The following is a 22,314-nucleotide window of genomic DNA, read 5'->3' as shown; positions in this document are numbered from 1 at the left end:
ATAACACGCACCCTTATTATAAAACAGGCGCCTGCCACTAAATATATATTACTTGATCATATACTCTTTCTCATACCACTGCTGGAACATAAGGATATACCATATCTGTATCCTGTAAATTCCGCGCTGTGTAAAATCGGTCCAGATCTTCTCGACAACATCGGGGTCAAGTATACCCTGCTGCCTTATCTTATTTTTATCAAGAAGAGCTTCTGCCCACTGCCTTATTTTATCATCAAGAAGCCATTTGTCTATCGGAATCGAAAAACCTTTTTTCGGCCTGTTGACCATCTCCTTGGGAACGTACTTATAGAGCACGTTTCGAAGGACCTGCTTGCCGACATTCCCTTCCCTCAAGTAGTTCCTAGGAAGGCTCCACGCAAATTCAAGTATATCTCTGTCCAGCATCGGCACTCTGGTTTCAAGAGAAACCGCCATTGCCGTCCTGTCGACTTTGACAAGAATGTCATCAGGATGATAAACAAGCATATCCATGAGCATCGCATTGTGACACGGATCTGCAAGAAGATTCGTATCCATCTCGGTATATTTGTATGAAAGAGATTTTGCTCCGTTCTTAAGTGCGATCTTTTTTACAATAGGATCACCCTCATGCTCCAGCCTGTGAACATCTCCTGGGCCTTTGGCTCCCATGTACATAGACTTGGCCATCCCGGCTTCGCTCTTTGAATAAGGGCTGTTAAGCATAAGAACTGATGCGGGTTTTCTGATGAAGTACGGGAGCTTTCCAACTTTCCCCCACACTCTCTCAACCGATTCATAGGATCTGTATCCGGCAAAAAGCTCATCTCCGCCGTCGCCGGAAAGCGATACGGTAACATGTTTTCTTGTCATCTTGCTAACAAGATATGTCGGAATCTGTGAAGAATCCGCAAAAGGCTCACCGAACATAAATGAAAGCTGCGGTATCACTTCTTTGGCATCCTTCTCGGTTATATATTCCTCGGTATGAATTGTTCCCAGGTGCCTTGCTATCTCGCCTGCCTGCTCGGCTTCGTTGAACTTCTTATCTTCCATTCCGACGGTAAATGTTCTTACCTTGCCGGGCGCAACCGACTGCATAAGTGCAACGATCGTACTGCTGTCTATTCCCGCTGACAAAAAAGCTCCAAGCGGAACATCGGCAACCATCTGTCCTTTTATAGACTCTTTAAGGAGTCTTTCAAGTTCTTCAGCCGCTTCTTCTTTACTTCCCTTGAAAAGATTACTCTGCCCCTTTACGGCAGTCTCTGTCATAGAGAAATAGCTCTTTGTCTCGGAAGAAAGATCGTCGACATTTACTGTCATGATACTTCCCGCTTCAAGCTTATAAATGTCCTTGTAAATCGTATAGGGCGCGGGAATATATCCTTCTGTAAAATAGATATCAAGAACCTCTGTGTTTATCTCATTATCAAAGCCGTCTATCACGCGAAGGCATCCGATATCCGATGCAAATGCAAATGCTCCGCCAACGTTTCCGTAGTACAAAGGCTTTTCTCCGACTCTGTCACGCGCAAAGGTAACGGTGTTTTTGTCCATATCATAAACGGCAATTCCAAACATTCCCTTGCACATGGTCAAAGTCTCTTCCATGCCATAGGCATCAATTGCCTCTATAAGGATCTCTGTGTCTGAAGTGCCGTTAAATTCTGTAACTTTTCCCTCCGCGATAAGCTTATCTTTTACCACGGATGCATTGTATATCTCGCCGTTGTAGGCGATAACTTTTCTTCCCGAATGAGACATCATGGGCTGGGCACCTTTTTTTGATAAGTCCACAATAGAAAGGCGCCTGTGCCCAAGCGCCACTTTTCCATTCTCACTTATATAGATTCCTTCGTCGTCGGGGCCTCTGTGAAGCATCCTGTCATTCATCTTTCCGATGTTTCCCTTAAGGTCACCTTTAAACCCGATAAGTCCTGCTATTCCACACATAATGTCTCCATCGATGTCTGATAAAGCTTTCCGCTGATACCACATCAGCTTAAAACCTCATCAATCTTCCACGTCTATAACGTTGTTTTTATTTGTATATCCCGTAAGGTCAAGCTTATAAGTCTTATTACCCTCTTCATCTTCCTTCACAAGCTCAAATCCCTGAAGTGAGTAGAAGTCCTTGACCATCTTGTTCTTGGCTGTTGGGTAATAATATCCGTAAACAGTCTTAATACCTCTTTCACTTGCTTTCTTTGCAAGCATATCCATCATGGCAAATTCCATATCTCTCTTCAACACTCTGCAGCTCATAAGCCACAAGTCAATATGAAGCTCTTCGCCATCCTGCTTGCCTATTACAAGCGAAACTATTCCGTTATCCCCGAATTTATCCTCAAGACGACCGTAAAGAGTGATGTTACTGCTGTCATTTGCGGTCTTCTCAATATCATCGGGAGTATATCTCTTTGTTGTAAGATTAAACTGATTGCTCTTGTTTGTAAGCTGCGCGATCCTTGGAATGTACATCTTTTCAAAAGGAGCTATGACAGCCTTCATCTCAAGAGACTTAAGGTACTCGCTGTAATCCTTAAAGCTCTCCTGAAGCTCTGTCCTCTTCCTGTTTGCCATGTACATCTCATTTCTTTTCCTGTCATCCTCAGAAATGGATGTTGTCTCAAAAAATCCCGAGTGATCGAGAATCCTTATATAGTGCTCGGGCGTATCGATCTCAGGTGCGTTCACCTTCGGGATCTGTCCCGTAACAATTGCTCTCTCAGCCGGATTGTCGTCCACAAAAACAAGTGATTCCGGAAGCACATTGAGCTCTGAAGCAATTGCCTTCATATTCTCACTCTTTGGCTCCCAGTTTGCCTTTATAAATACAAAGTCATCGGGCTTAAGCGCTCCGTCGGGATGATTAAGTCCCGCAAGCGCATTCTCTTCATCGTTCTTCGAATCAACCGCAAGTACGATGCCGAGCTCCTTCTGAGCCTTGATATAATTCTGGAACTCAAGATATACCTGACCTAAATTGGTCTCCTGTCCTATCTCGATTCCGTCAGGGCCGTCGTCACCGACAACGCCGCCCCACAGTGTATTGTCGAGGTCAAGAACAAGTCCCTTCTTGTTCTTTCCGTAAATTGACTTGATTATATTTGCCACATTAAAGCTCAGCGTAGGTATAGCCTGAATACAAAGCGCATACTTGTACATATGCCATGCAAGAGGATCTGACCACGCATCAAGACCGTAGCAAGTCGAAAGATAATTTATATCATTTATAAAAAAGCTTCCTTCGTCTCCCGAAGCCTTTCTTGCATATTCGGCAAACATGAGATTCAGTCTGTTTATGAACGAAAGCTTTCCGTGAATGTCATATCCGTCCCTGTTTCCCATAAGCCTGTAAAAAGGCGCCTCGAAATTATTCTGGATGATCGGGCAATGATAAAGTTCATGCAGATTGTGCCACATCGTCTCAAAATGCTTAAACATTCCGTCTAGCTTATCCTGCACCGCAGCCTCGCTGTCATCCATTGTGGGATAGTCCGTTATATTCCTGTTACTTGTGTGGATAAAGATAATGTCAGGCGCAAACTCTTTTAACTCATCCGAAGGAAACATAGCGTCCTGCCAGTACTGTCCGTACTCAGATTCATAGAAAACAGGCTCTATATCATAGTTAAGCAAAAAGAGCTCCAGAATCCTTATAATATCGTGAGTTGTGGAACCTCCAAGCACCGCTATCTTTTTCTTTATCCTGTCCGAGCCGTCGGCAAGAAGAGCCTTCTTTATTGACTTGGACTTTTTCATTATGTAACTGTTGTCAAACGGATATTCCAGTTCTTTCATCATTAAAACTTATTCCTCTATTATCCTTCCATTATCCTGTCAAAGTACTTTTTCCACTTCGAATTGGTAACGTCGGGACTGCAAATTTCCTGTATCTTAGTAGCTTCTGCGCCGAGCTTTTCAGAAAATTCCTTATCTGAAAGCACCTTAGTAATGGCGCGTGCCATCGCATCCTTATCACCGACGGGAACAAGCAGACCGTTTACGCCGTCCTGAATTAAGTCTCTCGGTCCTCCGCACGGACAGTCCGTCGAGATGCAGGGAAGTCCCAATGACATCGCCTCAATAAGCGAGTTCGGCATTCCTTCATGATTGGATGCAAGAATAAAGAGCGCTGCTTTTTCAATATGTTCTGCCACATTGCTCACATTGCCCTTAAATTCAACTCTTTTTCTTATTCCAAGTTCCGAAGCAAGCCTCTGCAGCTTAATGCTGTCGGGACCGTCTCCGTAAAAAACAAGCGAGTAATCCGGAAATGCTTCTCCCGCCGCATCCTTAAATGCACGCATGACCATTTCCTGGTTCTTGTTACTGTTGATCCTTGCGACCATAACGATCCTCTTCTCGCGATCGCCTATATAGCGCTTTCTGATAAAAGAGGGGTTAATGGAATTCGGAAGGATAATACATTTCTTTTGAATATACTTGGGGAATTTGGCCCTTGCGCCCTTAGACTGCACGACAACACCCGCCGCTTTTCCAAAAGTCGCAAGCATAGCCGACTTAAGTCCCACAGTACCGTATTCCATATCGGGGTCCGCACGCACGGATACCACAACCTTGATTCCTTCACGCGTTGCGGTAGAAAGTGCCATTATATTATTTTTGCCAAGAAAGCTCAGTACCAGGTCGGGCTTGAGTTCCTTCCAGATATTCCTAAGCTTTTCATATCTGTTCTTGAGATTGGCTACTCTTCCCGCCTGTTCTTCTTTCAGAAGTGCGGAAAAGACTCTTCTGATGCCGCCCTTTTCGCCGCCTTCAAGATCAACCCACACAGGGTTCTCATCAAGATCTGCGACATGAACAGCGTTTGGTGCCCCCGCGGGAACACGCTTCCATGCTGCATGTTTTACTTCGTATTCATTTGCCGCCAGGTAAGTGGTAACGAGAGTAACCTTGTACCCCTGCTCAAAAAAATAATCCGCAAGATTGGACATAACTCTCTCGGCTCCGCCCTTCTCAAGCGAGCCTATATACATGGCAATATGCTTTTTATTCTCAGAATTCGACAAGTTCGATTATCCCCATACTGATATTATTTAAAAATGCGACCTTTTTGCCGTCTATACACGGCGCGATCTGCGGCTCATGTATGACAGTGTAGTGTTTGCTCTCAAGGTCTTTTACAGCCTTATCCATATCATCCACTTCATAGCAAAAATGATAAGGGGTATTCTTAAAGCGCTTCAAAAGCGGATACATCGGGGAATTCTCACCCATGGGCTCAATGAGCTCAACTCTGTAATCTCCGTTTTTCAGAAACTCAATCTTAATATCCCTTATCTCATCGTACTTGGTGGCATGTTCAACTTCATAGCCAAGTTCAAAAAATTTCTTTTCCGTCTTGTCTATGCTTTTGGCAAGGTAGCCTATATGATGTATTTTCATCTTATTATCCCTGTAATTTGCTGATGATAATGTCTGCCATTTCTCCGACATTCTTCATGGACACGATCTGTCCCATGTTGAATTTGATATCGAACTCCTGCTCAATGGCATTTATAAGATTGATGTGCTCAAGTGAATCCCAACCGTCAACATCTGCTGCTGTTGTAGAATCCTCAACTGTGATCTCGTCATCTTCAAAAACATCTCTGAACACTTCATTTAATTTCTCAAAAACTGCTTCTCTTGTCATTTGTATCTCCTTTTATCAAATCATGTGATAGTTGTACCACTGTTGGAATATGTAGAACGCCCACGCAACCTTGCTGTAGTTGGCTCCTGTTGCAGGTCCTCCGTCTCCCTTTACAACATAATCATTGATGAACTTTGAAACATAGTTTACATCAAAAATATCCTGTCTGCTGAGGAACGAGGTGCTGCTGTAGTCAAGAAGCTGTTCCCTCAACGGTCCGCGCAGCCACTCATCCATCGGAACACCGAATCCGGTCTTGGGCCTTTCCAAAAGTTCCTTGGGTATATAGTCATAAGCAATATCTTTAAGGATATGCTTTTTGTCGCCCTTAAAGTACTTATATTTGTGAGGTATCCTGAATGAATACTCCATAACATCAGTATCCATTATAGGACACCTTGCTTCAAGCGAATATTTCATGGACGCCCTGTCCATCTTTACAAGAATATCTTCCGGAAGATATGTGTCCATATCAAGGAGCATTCTTCTTATCTGGAAGTTGTTTACTCCGTAGAGGCTCTCCACAGGATAAAGCACGGGCTGTGGATTGCTTCCGAGATTGTAATCCGTTGCCAGATACTGCGCCGCACTCATTTGAATATCCATTTCTTCATTGCCTGAAATAAAGGCATGTGCAGCTCTTATATAACCTTCTGAAACAAGCTGTGTCTTTGTTTCGGGATCTCTGTTATTTGCGACAACCTTTACTCTGAAAGGCATCTTATCAAGAAGAGTTCCGTCTCCGCTCTTGATACCCGAAAGCTTATGTACCATTGCTCCGGGAACATCCAAAAGCTGTGCGATTCTCACATTGTCATATATATTATATCCGCAGAAAAACTCATCTCCGCCGTCACCCGAAAGAGCTACGGTAACATCCTGCTTTGCAAGTTTACTTACAAGCATGGTGGGAATCTCTGAGTTGTCCGCAAAAGGCTCATCATAGTACTGAGGAATACTGCTCACAAGCTCAAACATCTCTTTTTCCGAGATATAGAGCTCTGTGTGGTCCGTACCTAAGTGTTTTGCAATCTCCTTGGCATACTCCGCCTCGTTGTATCTGGGAACATCAAAACCTATACAGAATGTTTTGACAGGTCTGTCGGAATGTTCCTGTGCAATCGCAGTCACAAGAGATGAATCGTATCCACCCGATAAAAATGTTCCGAGCGGAACATCCGCTATCATTCTTGAAGCAACTGACTTTTTAAGTCTCTCTTTAAGTCCTTCCTTTGCTTCCGCATAGCTTCTTACGGGATTTTGGGACATCTCTTTGTAAACTTCTTTTATATCCCAATACTTCTTCTTGGTGATATTTCCTGCATTAAACTTGATATATGAACCCGCTTCAAGCTTGTACACATCGGTAAAAATTGAATCGGGTGCAGCAATATACTGCTGAAGAAGGAATCTTGAAATAACCTGCTTTCTAATCTCCGGCTTAAATCCGGGGCACTTCAGAATAGGCTTAAGCTCCGAAGCAAAGACAAGATTCTCTCCGTCTACCCAGTAAAAAAGAGGCTTCTTGCCGATCCTGTCTCTTATGAGATAAACATCGGATGTCTCTCTGTCATATATTGCTATCGCAAACATGCCGTGGATGTGATCCACCATGTCTATTCCCCACTTTAGGTAGGCAGCGATCAAAGCCTCGGTGTCACAATTTGACTTAAACTCATAGTCAGAAAGTTCTTCCTTGAGTTCACGGTAGTTGTAGAGCTCTCCGTTATAAACAACAGATATCCTGCCGTTCTCGGAGTGCATAGGCTGGTGGCCCAAAGGAGACAGATCCATAATGGAAAGACGTCTCTGGGCAAAGCCTATGACATAATCATCTGCTCCTGCATAAATCTCAACACCGCTGTCATCAGGACCTCTGTGATACATGGTATCATTCATGATCCTGAGCTGTTCTTCAGTTATTCTCTTTTTTGATATATATCCGCAAATTCCGCACATTCTTTATATTTACAGCTCCACAGGTAGTTTCTCGAAGTTATCGCGAAGCGCACCGAAGTCCTTGCACTCATTGTCTATAGAATCGATAAGCTCGACATATTTCTCGTTTACAAGTGTCTTGTAGTTCTCAAGGTTGTCATATCCCTTCTTGGTCCATGCAAAAGGATGTGTCAAGATCTGAACCTTGTCATATTTATTGATCGTTTCTTCATCGGGATAACCGTATCTCCAAACATGGTTGGCATCCGAAAGGTACTTTACATCAAGCTCCGACTCAGGTGTTGCCTTGGGATCGAATGTAAAGAAATCATCCTGATATGCATTGATAATTCCTGAAATCTTGATATTCTCCGCAAGAACGTCAGGTGACGGTCTGTGTATGGAAAAAGAATTGATCTCGAAGCCGAGCATATTGCTGAGCATATCGATCTCCTGCTTGATTCTCTCTTTTATCACTCTCATATCAGTCATTCCGTTAAGCGCAAAGTGAAGACCGATGTGCTGTCCCCTCTCATGCATATCTGAGAGAATATCCCTGTTCTTTCTTGAAAGGATATTGTAGGAATTGTTTGTCCACTGAAAAAAGAATGTAGACCTAAAGTCCATACTCTCTTCAACCTTAGCAAGAGCATGCGCTCTCTCAACAGAATATTCAACGTCATGTCTCATGATGACAAAACTGTCTTTCTCAAGAGCTTCCTCGTAAGTGGCATAACGTCCCGTAGCCTTTATGGCACGAATTATTTCTCTGTAATCATCAAATGAAAACATTTTCACTTATCTCCTATTTATTCTCTATGATTTTCTCCAAATAGTCCCTCCACTGAACAAATACAGCTTCGGAATTGGCGATCTGTTCTATCTTGGCCGCCTCATCTCCAAGGCGCTCCGCAAGTTCCCTGTCCTCGATAAGTTTGCAAATACCCTCGGCAAGAGCATCGGGATTCTTTATCGGAACAAGAAGTCCGTTCTCACCATCTCTCATAACGGTTCTCGGACCGCCGCAAGGACAATCCGTAGCTACGCAAGGCATTCCCATCGCCATAGCTTCAAGAAGCGAATTGGGAAGTCCCTCCCAGTCGGAAGAGAATGCATAGACCGCACCCTTTGGTATCTCTTTTTCAAGTTCATCACTTCCGCCCATGAGAAGTATATAATCTTCCGCGTGGTTATCCGCGATGATCTTATCAAGTATCTCTTTTGTCCCGTCAAAAGAATCCGGACCGTAAATCTTAAGAACATAATCGGGATGTTTCTCATGAACCTTTATAAAAGCTTCGCAGAGCATCGGCTGATTTTTGAAGTCTACAAGCCTTGCGTGATGCACAACGGATTTATCTCTGGTCTCAGGCTTCTTTAGTCCGAAATACTTTGGATTGATCGGGTTTAATATAATGGCTGAATTATCCTGAAGGTATGGCTTAAAGAATTCTTTCTGCCCGGTTGTCTGGAATACACAACCTGCTGCCCTCGGGAACAACCACTTTATCTGTACTTTATCAGAAAATGCGTCATAATGTCCAACGGGGTCTGTCCTTATGGATATTACGACAGGCACGTCACTTTTGCCCGCTGCCATGAGCGCTCTGTAATTGGCTCTCTGCGCAAATGCTATGAGCACGTCGGGATGATATTTTTTCACAAATTCTTTGAGATATTTCACGCGCAAAAAGAACTTTGCTATCCTGTTCTTCTTTTCATCACCTTCGCGAAGGCCCACGTGCACTCTTGTGACTCTCTCATCAAGAGCAAACTCATTCTCATCCACCCACTCGGTGGCGACATATACTTTATAGCCTTCCTTGGCAAATTGATTGGCGAGGTTTGACACCACGCGCTCGGCACCGCCCTGTACAAGGCAGTTCAAGTGAAATGCTATTGTTTTCATAATTATAAAAGTACCGTTCCTACTTCTAATTCTGCTTCAGACTCATATCTGTCTATTCTGATAGAACCGTCAACCGTGCGGACAATCGGCTTTCCGTCGAATATGTCCACAATCTCACCGGGAGCAAATCCCGAAAAATCAATCATCTCATCAAAAGGATGTGCTTCCCAAACTGTAACCTTGTTCTTCTCATCCTCAGATCCCGCATAGCAAAATGCTCCGGGGAAAGGCGCAGCAACGCCCCTTATGAGATTATATATATTTCTGGTCCTGTCTTTGAAATCGATTTTTCCGTCTTTCGCGGTACGTTTATTGTACCATGAATCATAATCTTTTGAATCGGTGTGAATCGGAATATCACCTTTTTCCATATATGTTGTAACAAGCTTTCTGATGAGATTCTTGGAACAGATCATATTCTTGTACTGAGCGGTTCTGATATCGTCATGCTCGTTTATCTGGAACATCTCTGTAGCAAAAACATTCGGGCTGTCCGCATGCTCATCATATCGAAATAAATTGAGATTAAATCTCGTATCTCCGAGAATAACCGACCAGTTAAGCGGAGATCTTCCTCTTCCGAAGGGAAGATATCCACAATTTCCGTGGAATCCGTATATTCCGCTCTTAAATGCATCAAGAACTTCCTTGGGGATAAGTCTCTGCCATCCCATTACAATTCCGAGATCGAAGGTGTTCTCCTCAATGAATTTCTTTGTCTTTTCATCATTAAGGAAATAGCTATCTGCTTCGAATACTGGGATTCCGTACTTTTCAGTAAGAAATGTAAGCCCCTTAAATCCCGAAACCTGATTGTGTTCGAGAACTTTCGGCGCAATTGTCATTACAAGATCGACCTTGCAAAGTTCTTTTTCGATAAAATCTATTATATTTTCAGACGTATCTTTTACTCCGAAGACTACAACTTTATAATGCATTATTCATACCTCTTAAAAATCTCATGTATACTTTCTTTATATTTTTCGGGTGCGTAGAACATCGCTCTCTCATAAGCCTTCTCTGCGTACTTTAAAGCTTTTTCCTCATCATCGAGGAGACTGATTATTTTTTCCGCAAGAAGCTTCTCACCCTCTGTTATGTTATTCGGATCCATATCCACATTTTCGCCGAGGTCCGGAATAATAATTCCGTAAGTTCCCTCTATAGCTTCTTTTGTGCTGTCTCCGTTTGGTATCTCTTCGATAAGTTTATCGTATTCACTCTCGCTCAAAAGAATCTCTCTCGGGCCCGTCTTACAGTCTGCGGAAATAACAGGTTTTCCGAGCGCCATAGCTTCAAGAACGGCATTGGGAAATCCCTCGTGGTTTGAGCTGCACACATAGATGTCGGAAGCCGCCACGTAAGTAAACGGATTCTTTTTTACTCCGGGAAAAGAAGCTTTTCCCTTGATTCCAAGCTGTTCGGAGAGAGTCTCATATCCCGACCAGTTTCCCGCACCAAGTACAACAAGTCTCGCCTCGGGATGTTTCTTATAAACAATTGAAAACGCCTTTACGAGATGCCAGATTCCTTTGATATAGTCATTTCGTCCCATGCAGGATATGATCTTTACATCTTCGCCCGCAAAAGGCATATCGTCACTCTTCTCATTGCCCTTTGCCCTTACATCCTCAACATCAAGCGGATTGTAGATATAGGTGCTCCTGTTGTAATCAAAGTCGCGAAGGAGCTGTCTTACGATTTCTTTTGAACATGAAAGAACCTGATCAGATCCTTTGCAGAACATCTTTATATTCTTGGGATTCTCCATGTCTGTCTGACAACGAAGTCCCGTGAGAACCTTTTCTTTTCCCTTGGAAAGAACATTTACGTAGTTTGACGAACTTCCAAAGCTGTATGCGATATCGATTCCAAGGTCTTTCTTTATCTTTCTTGTCTTTATAACTCTCTTTATTACATTGAATACTTTATTTACGATGCCTTTCCTAGCCGGCACGTCAATATCGATAACTTCAAGCCCCGTAATATCAAAGTTAATGTCCTTGGAACTGAAGATAAGTATGTATACGTTGTAATAATCCTGCATAAGTCTTGCTGTTTTTATGCAGACACGCTCAAAGCCGCCCTGGTGAAGCATGGGAACCATGAGCATGAGATTCTTTTTGTTATTTGCCATTAAAAATGTCCTCTTTCGTAGAAGTACTCCATGAGTTTTGCCTGGACTTTTACGTCAAATCCGGCATTTCTCAATTTATTCAAAATATATTCAGACGATCCTTCCCTGTCTCCTATGGAATACTCGGCATCTTTCTTAATGTTTGCACCTTTATCGGGAACATTGAGAGTCTCAAATCCCGTATCTTTATCAAGAAGATCGAAATCGGGAGTATCCTCCGTTTCAAAAACGCTCTCTCTTCTCTCTCCGGCGATTGCCGTAACGGTCTTATTGAGTTTTATCTCTTCCGACAGTATGTCTGTGTTGTCATTCTCCGCAAATACAAGGTCGTCCAAAATCTTTTTTGCCCAGTCCTTGGGACTTAAATTGATATCCATCATGGATACAAGTTCAGTCACATCAACTTCATGCGTTACCGAATCGGACACAAGACACTGAAGTCCTGCTGCCTGAGCTTCGATCACACTTCCGGGAAGTCCCTCATATCTTGAAGGGAAGCAGAAATAATCCATTGCCTGATAGTAATCGGCAGCATTGCTCTTGTTTCCCGCAAAAATACATTTGTCATATACGTGAAGTTTTTCCGCAAGATCTTTCATCTCATCCATGCGAGGCCCCATTCCAAGCATAAGGAGCTTGATCCTTATTCCGTGGAGCATACTGTATCTGTGCTCATTGTCGCTTTCAAGCATCTTGCATACATTAGAAAATACCTGGATCAAAAACTCGTGATTCTTGGCATATCTGAAACTCCCGACATGCCCGATTACAAGTGCGTTTGAAACACCAAGTTCTTTCCTGATCTTCTCTCTTTTTTCCTCGTTATAGGCAAAATTCCTCAAATCGACGGCATTGGGAATTATCTTTACCTTGCCCTGTTCCATCAGTGTATTTCCAAAAACCGCTATTCCGGCCTCTTTTGAACAGGCAAAATTAAAGTCCGTCAGTCCGCCTTTGCGAAGCGGCGTCCTCAAAAAATTAGTCGCAATTCCTTTTACACCCTTATCAACGCCCGCACTTCTTGCATGCGCAACGCATATTGGGATTCCCGCCTTTTTTGCGATAGGAAGGTATATAGCCGCAGTACTTGTCATGTGCCCCTGCACGATCTTCCACTCATCCCGGTGTTCTTTAAAAAACCGCTTTATCGCAGCTTTATAATCAATCATATTTGTTCCCACAAATTTGGGAATGCAAAAAATACGACCGCCCAATGTATATACCGTATTATCAAAATAGTCCGGCTCTCGAACTGCCATCAGTTCATCAGAAGTCGGACTCTTTTTCCCTGTTTTTTCAGGCGAATAATGGACAAGAAAATCAAACTGTACCCTGTCCCTATTCATATTACGATATAGATCCATTATGCGACATTCAGCTCCGCCTACTCCAAGCCCCCCTAAAACGTGTAAGACTCTTATCTGTCCATAGTTATCTTCCATAACTCCTCACTTTATGTTTCTGTTTTTTCTCAGATTAACAATAGTGTATTTGGCCTTAGCTAAAATATACTCGAAAATGTAACCGAGTATCCCCTGCTCTGTAGCTTCCATGTCCATCAATTCGGAAAATGACACAACCTGTGCATTATCCAAAAGTTTTTCAAAATCCTCAAACTCTTTCTCATCCATTGTATTCGTATGATATACAAAGGTGGCTATTCCGTCTCTCTTATCCGAGAGTGTCCCCGATCTCTTGGGAGAAAGCGGGTAAAAAATAAGTCCCGATCTCTTATACGGTGCTCGTCCAAAGCCATCCGTGATCTTGGAAAAACCGTTTTTCTTAAGAGCTTTGATTGTATTTCTGTCAAATGAATGTGAGGGTGCCATGAAAATATCAGTCAATATATCATTTTCCCTCATGATGCGCTTTCCCATTCTCAGCATATCATCCTGCCTGTCATAGGAAAGGCCTGCAAACTCCGATTTTCCTCCGATGGGAAATACTCCGGCTTCCTTGGTCGTATAGACGTGGTTAAAACCGTGCATTGCAATAATCCAGCCGCTCTTCTGAAGCTCTTTTACAAACTTCCAAAAGTCCTCGATAGGTTCAGAGAGATTGAGCTTTTCATCCTTGCATTCGGGAACAACCCCGATAAGCGGCTTGATGCCGTGCTTATCGAGAATTGCTTTAAATCTGTCAAATTTCTCCAGATCCATTGCCGGAGTTATATCATCCATTCGTATCGCTATTTTCATAGATTCTCTTTGTACCAGTTAATTGCAAGTTCTATACCTGCTTTGAAATCATAAGAAGGATCGTATCCAAGATTCTCTCTTGCCTTTGTGATATCGGCGTTTGAATCTCTGATATCGCCTTTTCTTGCAGGTCCGTAGATAGGCTCTACATCAAGTCCGAGTGCATCTGTAAGATGATGATATACATCGATAAGAAACTCTCTTCCGCCTGCTCCGATATTGTATGCTTCTCCGGCTGCATCAGATGATGCGAGGCAAGCTCTCAAGTTACCTTCAATTACGTTATCAACATAAGTAAAGTCACGTGACTGCTTTCCGTCACCGTTGATAGTAGGAGTCTCGCCGTTCATAAGCTGCTTAAGGAACTTTGGAATAACCGCAGCATATGCACCATTGGGATCCTGTCTTCTTCCGAATACGTTGAAATAACGAAGTCCGTAAGTATCGAGTCCGTAAAGTTTCTTATAGAGCTTTCCGTACTCTTCATCAACTTTCTTTGTAAGTGCGTAAGGAGAAAGAACATTTCCTTCCTGTCCTTCTTTCTTGGGAAGAACTGTTGAATCTCCGTAAACAGATGAGCTTGAAGCATATACAAACTTCTTAACTCCGTTCTGTCTTGATGCCTCCATCATGTTGAGTGTTCCTCTGATATTGATCTCCTCATAGAGAAGAGGCATCTCGATGCTTCTGGGAACACTTCCCCATGCAGCTTCGTTCAAAACATATGTAACACCTTCTGTTGCTTTCATACAAGCATCAAGGTCTCTGATATCGTCCTCGATAAAGGTGAAATTCTTATTTTCCATTAAAGGCTGAATGTTCTCGATATGTCCTGTTGAAAGGTTATCAAGGCATCTTACCTTGTAGCCCATATCAAGAAGGGCCTCACAAATGTTGGAACCGATGAAACCTGCTCCGCCGGTTACCAGGAATAAACTATCTTCGTCAAATTTAAGTTCTTTAAAACCCATTGATTTATTACCACCAATCTCAAATTTAAATAATAAGGAGGTTCCGCTCTCGCTTCGCTCGCCGGAACGGCTTTCGCACTAAGCTCGCAAGAACCTCGCTAAGTGCTCAAAGCCTCCAATAATCAAACTCCGGAGCCTTGTAATCGTCAAGGTTGTAGATTCCCTTAAGATCCATGAACACCTTTGTCTTATGCTTTGCGTTGAAGAATTTTGCGATATCTGCAGGCTTGTAGCTCTCGAATTCCTTGTGAGCAACAGCTACGATAACGGCATCCATATCCTTAACGGCATCCATTGTATCGAAGTCGATACCGTAAAGTCTCTTAGCCTCATCGGCGTCAGCCTGAGGATCTACAACTACGGGAGTGATTCCGTACTCACCAAGCTCGTTGTAAATGTCGATGATCTTGGTGTTACGTGTATCGGGGCAGTTCTCCTTGAATGTGAATCCAAGGATTGCAACCTTTGCATTCTTAACAGCTATGTCATTTGCAATAAGATTCTTTACGCATGACTCCGCAATATATTTACCCATATCATCATTGATTCTTCTTCCCGAAAGAATGATCTGTGAATGATATCCGAGTTCTTCTGCCTTATATGTGAGGTAGTAAGGGTCAACACCGATGCAGTGACCACCTACAAGACCGGGGAAGAATTTAAGGAAATTCCACTTTGTTCCGGCAGCCTCAAGAACGCTCTTTGTATCGATATCCATCTTGTGGAAGATCATGGAAAGCTCGTTCATAAATGCTATATTGATATCTCTCTGGCTGTTCTCAATAACCTTTGCGGCCTCGGCAACCTTGATAGACTGTGCTCTGTAAACTCCTGCAAGTGCAACAAGACTGTATACGTTTGCAACTTCCTCAAGAGTTTCTTCATCCATACCTGAAACAATCTTTGTAATGGTATCAAGTCTGTGAACCTTATCACCGGGATTTATACGCTCAGGTGAATATCCGACTTTGAAATCAACACCGCACTTAAGTCCGGACTCCTGCTCAAGAATAGGAACACAGATATCCTCTGTTACTCCGGGATATACGGTTGACTCGTATACTACGATACTTCCCTTTGTAAGATACTTACCGAGTGTGTGGCTGGCACCCTCAACAGGTGAAAGATCGGGTGTATGGTCGTCATTTACAGGTGTGGGAACAGCAACAACGTGGAATTTACATTCACGAAGTTTCTCAGGATCTGCGGTAAACTCAACGCTTGTATTCTTAATGGCCTCATCGCCCACTTCTCTTGTAGGATCAACGCCCTTCTTGTAAAGCTCAACCTTAGCTGCGTTAAAATCATATCCCACTACTTTTATCTTCTTGGCATAAGCCACAGCGATAGGCATGCCTACATAACCAAGTCCAACCAATGACAGTTTTTCTTCTCCGGCGAGAAGTTTTTCAAACAAACTCATTTGAATCCTCCAAACTTTTTAACATTTCAATGTTATCAAATTAAAGTTATTTAATAATTATCTATTATACTACGCATGTCAAACTTCTGTAAAAGTCCTGTTTTTACAAATCGGCAAGCGTTTGTTCATAAGTTGAAATGACAATTTTTCTGTCATAATTTTTCTCAATAAAAGATCTGGCTTTCCGTCCCATTTCTTTTCGGTCATTTTCTGAAAGAGCCAGTATCTTGCGTATTGCATCCGCAAGCGCTTTTGAATCTCCGGGTTTAAATCCGATTCCCGTAACACCCTCTTCAAAAGTTTCTTTGCATCCGTTCACATCGGTTGCAAGGACAGGTCTTCCGCACGCTCCCGCTTCAAGAAGTACATTTGAAAGTCCCTCATGATAGGAAGGATGCACGATCACATGGCTTTGTGCCATGACAGGTTCTACGCTGTCGAGATGCCCGTGATATTTGATGATCCCTCTTTTTTCAAGGTCAAGAATCTTGGATTCATACTTTTCTCTCTCGTCCTCTTCATACTCACCGACAAGGTCAAAAAAGACATTTCTATCCTCGGAAGCTATCATCTCTGCCGCCTCCAGATATTCTCCGATTCCTTTATCCCTCATTATCCTTATAACCGCAAGGAAGTGTATTCCGCCTTCTTCCGCAGGATATTCCCTGAAGGGGTGCTCCGTCAGATTTACTCCCGATCCCGGCAAAAGAGCTGCATTTTTTGTAGCAACTCCCATCTTCTTCATAAATTCGAGATTTCTCTCATTTTGGAAAAAGACCTTTTTTGCCCGATTCATTGAAAATGAATACATCTTCACAAGAACCTTGCTGAGCATTCCTCCGCCTTCAATCGCGGTTCCAAGTCCCGTGACGTTACAGATATACGGAATTCTCAAAAACTTGGCAGCCGATGCTCCATAGATATTTGGCTTTATCGTGTATGTAAGAACAGCATCGGGCCGTGTCTTTTTCATTATTTTAATGTAACTTGCAAACAGCTTAATGTCTTTTAACGGATTCATCCCGTGTCTTTCAAGATGAGTATCCACAAGTTCCACATTCATATCGCGAAGCTTGTGCACATTCTCATCAAACGGAACAGAGACTATAACCCTGTGTCCCGCTTTCATAAAGGACTCCACCAGTTCTTTCCTGAACAGGAAAAGACCGTTCGCATAGTTTGCCAAAATTAATATAGTCATTATCAGATTTCTCTCATTCGATCATTAAGATTATCCAATGTATCTATGACAACGCTGTCATACATCATCATAACGACGTTTTCGTCATACATGCCTATCTGCTGAGTATTTTCTTTTTTCTCCTCAACATTTCTGTAGATAAACGAAGGGAAATCAACTCCCGCGCCGTAAGCATGAAGGTACGCTCCGCCAAATCTGGGATTTATCTCAGAGAGGTAATACTCGCCGTCCTGATAAAAGAGATCCATATCAAGAGGTCCGTTGAACTTAAATACCTCAAGTGCTTTCTTGGCAAATTCAAAAAGCTTTTCATCCTTAAATGAGATTGTCTTGTTTGCGCCTCCGATTGTTGTTGAAATCTTTTTCTTTGAGAAGATTGCTATAACCTCGTGGCTTATTGTATCGACATAAACGTCGGCATCCATATCTTTTCCGGTCATGAGCTCCTGAATGATGAGCCCCGGATCTTTCTCAGTAACCTCTTTAAGAAGTTCATATGTATCAACTTTGCGTGCTCCGACACTTCCGCTTCCGGTTCTGGGCTTAACAAAGACAGGAAGATTTATCTTTCCCTCTTTGTAATCCTTGTCGAAATCGGCAAAAGATCCGTATGTCTTAACGGTATTGATTCCCTTCTCCGTAAGATATTTGTACATCTCGTACTTATCAAAACAGAGCTTTGCGGTCTCTTCATAGGGAGCAAGCACTTCCACACCAAGTTCCTCAAACTCTTTTCTGTGAGCCGCAAGAATTGATATCTCCGGATCGATAAGTGTTGTCACCGCGTTGATATTCTCTTTTTTACATATCTCAAGTACTGTAGGGATATAATCGGGATCCGTTATAAGCGGAACTCTGTAGCATACATCCGCAAATGCAGGTGCAGGCGCATATACGCTGTTGTCTGTAACAACCATGCGCACTTTATCTCCCAATGTTTTTCTAAAATCTTTTAACAGTTCACAGCGTCTTCCGACACTGCAAAATAAAATATTCATTTTGTTACTCCTTTGGTTTTGTGCCGGTAAAAGCCTCCATTGTGGCATCCGTAGCACTGTTTATATCATCATGTTTGAACACGACCGCTATGGTCATAAAAAATATCTTGAGATCGAAAAGAAAAGAGATATTCCTTGCGTAGTAAACATCCTTTTCAAATCTGTCCTCCCAGCTAAGGAGGTTCCTTCCGTTGACCTGTGCCCATCCCGTGAGTCCCGGTCTTACGTCATGTCTGTGTCTCTGCTCCTCGTTGTAAAGAGGAAGATATTTTACCAAAAGAGGTCTGGGACCTATAAAACTCATATCGCCCTTAAGAATGTTGATAAACTCGGGAAGTTCATCAAGACTGGTCGCTCTGAGTTTTTTGCCAAACTCGGGAAGTCTGTCCTCATCCGGAAGAAGATTTCCGTTTTCATCCTTCGCATCAGTCATTGTCCTGAACTTGTATAGATTAAAAACTTTTCCGTCTTTCCCCGGTCTTGGCTGTTTGAAGATCACAGGACTTCCGAGCTTAACTCTCACAAGTATCGCAAGTATGAGATACAACCAGCAAAACGGCACAAGCACCAATAAGGACAGTATTATATCAATCAATCTCTTAATAAATTTCGAATATATCATCATCTACTCCGAAAAGTGTTGTATTCAAGCATTCTTAATCAAAGCATCTTCTGATGATCTCAATGATCATATCCTGCTGATCTTTGGTCATCTTGTTGTCACTTGGAAGGCATAAGCCTCTGTTGAAAATGTCTGCTCCGACATCAATGAAGCCTTCCTCTTCAATATACGCATTGCTGCGGGCTCTTCCGTTACCAAACTTTGTGATAAATGCATTAGATCTGTAGATTGGCTGCATGTGCATAGGCTTCCAGATAGGACGACCCTCTGCATTATTTGCTGCAATTGCTCCAAGGATCTCTGTCGGGCAGGTCTTTCCTGGCTCGGGTGTATAGAGCACGTCTTTATCGCTTCGAACCTGCTTGCACATTGCATCTTCATCTATGATCATGCATGAAAGCCAGAAGTTTGGCTCACTGTTCTTTTTATCATACGGATTCATCTTTACGGGAAGTCCCTTGAGGCCTTCCTTGTAACGCATGTATATCGCTTTTTTCTGAGCGATATGCTCTTCAAGATAAGGAATCTGTCCTCTTACAACACCGGCAATAACATTACTCATTCTGTAGTTGTAACCGATCTCCTCATGCTGATACCAGGGCGCATCCTCTCTTGACTGAGTTGACCACTTGCGCACCTTATGAGCATCTTCTGTACTGTTTGTGAGGAACATTCCTCCTGCAGAACCTGTGATTATCTTGTTTCCGTTAAAAGAAATAATGCTGTAATCACCAAAAAGTCCCGTCTGCTTTCCCTTGTATGTTGCGCCGAGAGATTCAGCCGCATCCTCAACAATAAGCGCATCGTGTGCACGGCAGATTCTCTGGATTCCGTCCATCTTTCCGGGAGTTCCGTAGAGATGTGCTACAACTACAAGTTTAACATCGGGATATATCTCAAAAGCTCTTTCCAAAGCTTCGGGATCCATGTTCCAGGTATCTTCTTCGGTATCGATAAATACTGCTTCTCCGCCCTCATAGGCAACGGGATTTACAGTAGCATCAAATGTAACATCCGAACAGAATACTTTCTTTCCTTCAAGTGTTCCGTGTCCCGGTCTTGGCTGACCATAAAGTCTTTCTCCTGCAAGTTTTATGGCAAGATGAAGTGCTGCTGTTCCGGAAGAAAGCGCAACGGCGTCCTTGCATCCTATTTTTTCACATATAAGTTTTTCTGTCTGATTGATATTCTCTCCGACAGTAGACATCCAGTTGGTTTCATATGCTTCCTGCACGTATGCGATCTCATCGCCGTGCATTGTGGGAGATGAAAGCCAAATTTTTTTCTCAAAAGGTTTAATATCCACGATCATTCCTCCGTGTTGATTTTTTCTGCAAGTTGTTTGAGCATTTCCTTATGCTCTTCTGTCTTATCCGCCTCATTATTGGCAGGATGATATGTAGTAACAATCTCTTTTACAAGAGTTCTTATCTCGGGTGATTCTTCTTTTGCCGCAACATTAAGTCTTTCGAGTTCTGAGAAAAATTTGGCTTCGTCAAGCTCGATTGGCTTTCCGATATGGATCATCTTGTTTTCGGTATCCTGAAGCCCTTCTTCATCCATGAGCATCTCTTCATAGAGCTTCTCACCCGGCCGAAGTCCCGTGAACTCAATTCTGATATCCTCTCCAACCTTATAGCCGGAAAGCTTTATAAGGTTCTCGGCAAGATCAAGTATCTTGACAGGCTCACCCATATCAAGGACAAATATCTCTCCGCCCTTCGCAAAGGCTCCTGCCTGAAGTACCAGAGAAACTGCCTCAGAGATTGTCATAAAATATCTGATGATATTAGGATCGGTAACGGTCACAGGACCGCCTGCCGCAATCTGCTTCTTAAAAAGAGGTATAACCGAACCGTTTGAACCAAGTACGTTTCCGAATCTTACAGCCACAAACTCAGTATTGTAGTGCTTATTCATAGTCTGTACGATCATCTCGCAGATTCGCTTACTTGCCCCCATAACGTTTGTGGGATTAACAGCCTTGTCCGTCGAGATCATAACAAACTTCTCTGTACCGTTCGTAGCTGCCGCCATAGCCGTCTTCCAGGTTCCGAATACGTTATTCTTGATAGCTTCATTCGGGCTGTCCTCCATAAGAGGTACGTGCTTGTGCGCAGCCGCATGGTATACGATCTCAGGCTTATACTTTTCAAATATCATATTGATCCTGAGCGTATTTCTTACAGATGCGATCAGGACAACAAGGTCGAGCTCGGGATACTTTGTCTTGAGCTCCTGCTGAATGTCATAAGCGTTGTTCTCATATATATCTACTATTATGAGTCTCTTAGGCTTATGTCCGGCAACCTGTCTGCAGAGCTCCGATCCGATGGAGCCGCCGCCGCCCGTTACCATGACAGTCTTGCCTCTGACATAACCTGCTATTGAATCAATATCAACCGCAATGGGTTCTCTTCCCAAAAGGTCTTCTACTTCAACATCACGAAGTCTTGATACATTCACCTCACCGTTTACAAGCTGGTACATTCCGGGAAGTGCACGCATCTTACAGTGTGTATTCTTACAAATATCAAGAATCTTCTTAAGCTCCTGTCTTGAAACAGAAGGCATCGCAACAATGATCTCATCGATATCATAGAGATCAGCGCATTCAACGATCCTGTCTCTTCCGCCGACAACTCTGATTCCCTGGATATACTTGCCCCATTTGTCAGAATCATCGTCGATGATACATTTAATCGACATTGTATTGTAATTGCTCTTGATAATATCTTTTATGATGATATTTGCAGCTTCGCCCGCTCCTATCACCATTACTGCTTTGGCATTTTTATTCTTCTCCGCATGGTGCTTTGCACTGCGTAAGAACCTGTATGAGAATCTGCTTGCGAAGATCAGAGTTATTAGCAAAAAGGTGTAAAGGAAATAATAACTCATAGGAACCGCAAGTTCCTCGCCGGGAACCTTAAAGAACTGAACTCCGATTCCGGTGATGGCACTTGAAACGGTACATCCCATTACAAGATTCTGCAGTTCTCTCTCTCCTGCATATGCCCACAAACTGTCATATAACTTAAACACATAGAATATGATCAGAGTAATTACTATGTTAAAAGGCAAATACCCGCTTATAGCAGTCAAAAAGTGCGGTTCAACTCTGTCAACGTTAAAGTAATCCGTTCTCATGATTACCGCGATATAGCTGACAAAAATTATACTTATCACATCATAGATAATAAGTCCCGTACGCCTATATAATTTTTGAAAATTGAAAGGTTCTTTTTTCTTTTTATCCATAGCCATTCT

General features: G+C 42.8%; 19 protein-coding genes. All 19 read right to left on the bottom strand.

Annotated features, from left to right (window positions below; genetic code table 11):
• Positions 1–48 precede the first annotated feature (48 nt).
• Positions 49–1,938: an asparagine synthase (glutamine-hydrolyzing) gene (asnB, locus tag T356_RS0110775; RefSeq protein WP_026514490.1), complete on the bottom strand. Its 1,890-nt coding sequence runs from the start codon at positions 1,936–1,938 to the stop codon at positions 49–51.
• A gap of 60 nt (positions 1,939–1,998) precedes the next feature.
• Positions 1,999–3,792 carry an HAD-IIIC family phosphatase gene (locus T356_RS0110770; RefSeq protein ID WP_330370930.1) on the bottom strand — a complete coding sequence of 598 codons (1,794 nt, stop codon included), beginning with the start codon at positions 3,790–3,792 and terminating at the stop codon, positions 1,999–2,001.
• 17 nt (positions 3,793–3,809) lie between these two features.
• Positions 3,810–5,021 carry a glycosyltransferase gene (locus tag T356_RS0110765; RefSeq protein WP_026514488.1) on the bottom strand — a complete coding sequence of 404 codons (1,212 nt, stop codon included), beginning with the start codon at positions 5,019–5,021 and terminating at the stop codon, positions 3,810–3,812.
• Positions 5,008–5,397, bottom strand: a complete 390-nt coding sequence (locus T356_RS0110760) for a VOC family protein (protein ID WP_026514487.1) — start codon at positions 5,395–5,397, stop codon at positions 5,008–5,010. Before T356_RS0110760 ends, T356_RS0110765 begins: the two co-directional genes overlap by 14 nt.
• A gap of 4 nt (positions 5,398–5,401) precedes the next feature.
• Entirely contained in the window at positions 5,402–5,647 is a 246-nt protein-coding gene (locus T356_RS0110755) for an acyl carrier protein (protein ID WP_026514486.1), read from the bottom strand.
• Between the two features lie 15 nt (positions 5,648–5,662).
• On the bottom strand, positions 5,663–7,606 hold the full coding sequence (asnB, locus tag T356_RS0110750) for an asparagine synthase (glutamine-hydrolyzing) (protein WP_026514485.1): 1,944 nt from the start codon (positions 7,604–7,606) through the stop codon (positions 5,663–5,665).
• Positions 7,607–7,615: 9 nt separating this feature from the next.
• Positions 7,616–8,377, bottom strand: a complete 762-nt coding sequence (locus T356_RS0110745; protein ID WP_026514484.1) for a hypothetical protein — start codon at positions 8,375–8,377, stop codon at positions 7,616–7,618.
• Positions 8,378–8,390: 13 nt separating this feature from the next.
• Entirely contained in the window at positions 8,391–9,494 is a 1,104-nt protein-coding gene (locus T356_RS0110740; protein WP_035780977.1) for a glycosyltransferase, read from the bottom strand.
• Between the two features lie 2 nt (positions 9,495–9,496).
• Entirely contained in the window at positions 9,497–10,432 is a 936-nt protein-coding gene (locus tag T356_RS0110735; protein WP_026514482.1) for a methionyl-tRNA formyltransferase, read from the bottom strand.
• Positions 10,432–11,631 (bottom strand): glycosyltransferase, encoded by a 1,200-nt coding sequence (locus T356_RS0110730; RefSeq protein ID WP_026514481.1) that lies wholly within the window; start codon positions 11,629–11,631, stop codon positions 10,432–10,434. Before T356_RS0110730 ends, T356_RS0110735 begins: the two co-directional genes overlap by 1 nt.
• Positions 11,631–13,073: a glycosyltransferase gene (locus T356_RS19170; protein WP_051563376.1), complete on the bottom strand. Its 1,443-nt coding sequence runs from the start codon at positions 13,071–13,073 to the stop codon at positions 11,631–11,633. The genes T356_RS0110730 and T356_RS19170 overlap by 1 nt, the downstream gene beginning before the upstream one ends.
• A gap of 6 nt (positions 13,074–13,079) precedes the next feature.
• Complete coding sequence (locus tag T356_RS0110720) at positions 13,080–13,829, bottom strand: DUF2334 domain-containing protein (protein WP_026514480.1); 750 nt, start codon at positions 13,827–13,829, stop codon at positions 13,080–13,082.
• The gene (locus T356_RS0110715; RefSeq protein WP_026514479.1) at positions 13,826–14,800 is read right to left on the bottom strand and encodes an SDR family oxidoreductase; all 975 of its coding nucleotides are present in this window, start codon (positions 14,798–14,800) and stop codon (positions 13,826–13,828) included. Before T356_RS0110715 ends, T356_RS0110720 begins: the two co-directional genes overlap by 4 nt.
• Positions 14,801–14,906: 106 nt before the next feature.
• On the bottom strand, positions 14,907–16,223 hold the full coding sequence (locus T356_RS0110710) for a nucleotide sugar dehydrogenase (protein ID WP_026514478.1): 1,317 nt from the start codon (positions 16,221–16,223) through the stop codon (positions 14,907–14,909).
• A gap of 103 nt (positions 16,224–16,326) precedes the next feature.
• On the bottom strand, positions 16,327–17,424 hold the full coding sequence (locus T356_RS0110705; RefSeq protein ID WP_026514477.1) for a glycosyltransferase family 4 protein: 1,098 nt from the start codon (positions 17,422–17,424) through the stop codon (positions 16,327–16,329).
• 2 nt (positions 17,425–17,426) lie between these two features.
• Complete coding sequence (locus tag T356_RS0110700) at positions 17,427–18,422, bottom strand: ATP-grasp domain-containing protein (RefSeq protein ID WP_035780975.1); 996 nt, start codon at positions 18,420–18,422, stop codon at positions 17,427–17,429.
• A gap of 4 nt (positions 18,423–18,426) precedes the next feature.
• Positions 18,427–19,047, bottom strand: a complete 621-nt coding sequence (locus tag T356_RS0110695) for a sugar transferase (protein ID WP_304412646.1) — start codon at positions 19,045–19,047, stop codon at positions 18,427–18,429.
• Between the two features lie 31 nt (positions 19,048–19,078).
• A complete protein-coding gene (locus T356_RS0110690; protein ID WP_442856038.1) occupies positions 19,079–20,302 on the bottom strand; it encodes a DegT/DnrJ/EryC1/StrS family aminotransferase in 1,224 nt (407 codons plus the stop codon).
• A gap of 50 nt (positions 20,303–20,352) precedes the next feature.
• On the bottom strand, positions 20,353–22,305 hold the full coding sequence (locus tag T356_RS19165) for a polysaccharide biosynthesis protein (protein ID WP_035780973.1): 1,953 nt from the start codon (positions 22,303–22,305) through the stop codon (positions 20,353–20,355).
• Between the last annotated feature and the right edge of the window lie 9 nt (positions 22,306–22,314).

It is taken from the genome of Butyrivibrio sp. LB2008 (assembly GCF_000621565.1).
Classification (GTDB): Bacteria; Bacillota; Clostridia; order Lachnospirales; family Lachnospiraceae; genus Butyrivibrio.
This window is presented reverse-complemented; position numbering and strand designations above follow the sequence as displayed.

Excerpts from the sequence above, each read along its gene's own strand:
- T356_RS0110720 (WP_026514480.1), bottom strand. The coding sequence starts at position 13,829 with ATGAAAATAGCGATACGAATGGATGATATAACTCCGGCAATGGATCTG.
- T356_RS0110715 (WP_026514479.1), bottom strand. The coding sequence starts at position 14,800 with ATGGGTTTTAAAGAACTTAAATTTGACGAAGATAGTTTATTCCTGGTA.
- T356_RS0110770 (WP_330370930.1), bottom strand. The coding sequence starts at position 3,792 with ATGATGAAAGAACTGGAATATCCGTTTGACAACAGTTACATAATGAAA.
- T356_RS0110745 (WP_026514484.1), bottom strand. The coding sequence starts at position 8,377 with ATGTTTTCATTTGATGATTACAGAGAAATAATTCGTGCCATAAAGGCT.
- T356_RS0110730 (WP_026514481.1), bottom strand. The coding sequence starts at position 11,631 with ATGGCAAATAACAAAAAGAATCTCATGCTCATGGTTCCCATGCTTCAC.
- T356_RS0110755 (WP_026514486.1), bottom strand. The coding sequence starts at position 5,647 with ATGACAAGAGAAGCAGTTTTTGAGAAATTAAATGAAGTGTTCAGAGAT.
- T356_RS19170 (WP_051563376.1), bottom strand. The coding sequence starts at position 13,073 with ATGGAAGATAACTATGGACAGATAAGAGTCTTACACGTTTTAGGGGGG.
- T356_RS0110740 (WP_035780977.1), bottom strand. The coding sequence starts at position 9,494 with ATGAAAACAATAGCATTTCACTTGAACTGCCTTGTACAGGGCGGTGCC.
- T356_RS0110735 (WP_026514482.1), bottom strand. The coding sequence starts at position 10,432 with ATGCATTATAAAGTTGTAGTCTTCGGAGTAAAAGATACGTCTGAAAAT.
- T356_RS0110695 (WP_304412646.1), bottom strand. The coding sequence starts at position 19,047 with ATGATGATATATTCGAAATTTATTAAGAGATTGATTGATATAATACTG.
- T356_RS0110700 (WP_035780975.1), bottom strand. The coding sequence starts at position 18,422 with ATGAATATTTTATTTTGCAGTGTCGGAAGACGCTGTGAACTGTTAAAA.
- T356_RS0110690 (WP_442856038.1), bottom strand. The coding sequence starts at position 20,302 with ATGCACGGCGATGAGATCGCATACGTGCAGGAAGCATATGAAACCAAC.
- T356_RS0110710 (WP_026514478.1), bottom strand. The coding sequence starts at position 16,223 with ATGAGTTTGTTTGAAAAACTTCTCGCCGGAGAAGAAAAACTGTCATTG.
- asnB (WP_026514485.1), bottom strand. The coding sequence starts at position 7,606 with ATGTGCGGAATTTGCGGATATATATCAAAAAAGAGAATAACTGAAGAA.
- T356_RS19165 (WP_035780973.1), bottom strand. The coding sequence starts at position 22,305 with ATGGATAAAAAGAAAAAAGAACCTTTCAATTTTCAAAAATTATATAGG.
- T356_RS0110760 (WP_026514487.1), bottom strand. The coding sequence starts at position 5,397 with ATGAAAATACATCATATAGGCTACCTTGCCAAAAGCATAGACAAGACG.
- asnB (WP_026514490.1), bottom strand. The coding sequence starts at position 1,938 with ATGTGTGGAATAGCAGGACTTATCGGGTTTAAAGGTGACCTTAAGGGA.
- T356_RS0110705 (WP_026514477.1), bottom strand. The coding sequence starts at position 17,424 with ATGACTATATTAATTTTGGCAAACTATGCGAACGGTCTTTTCCTGTTC.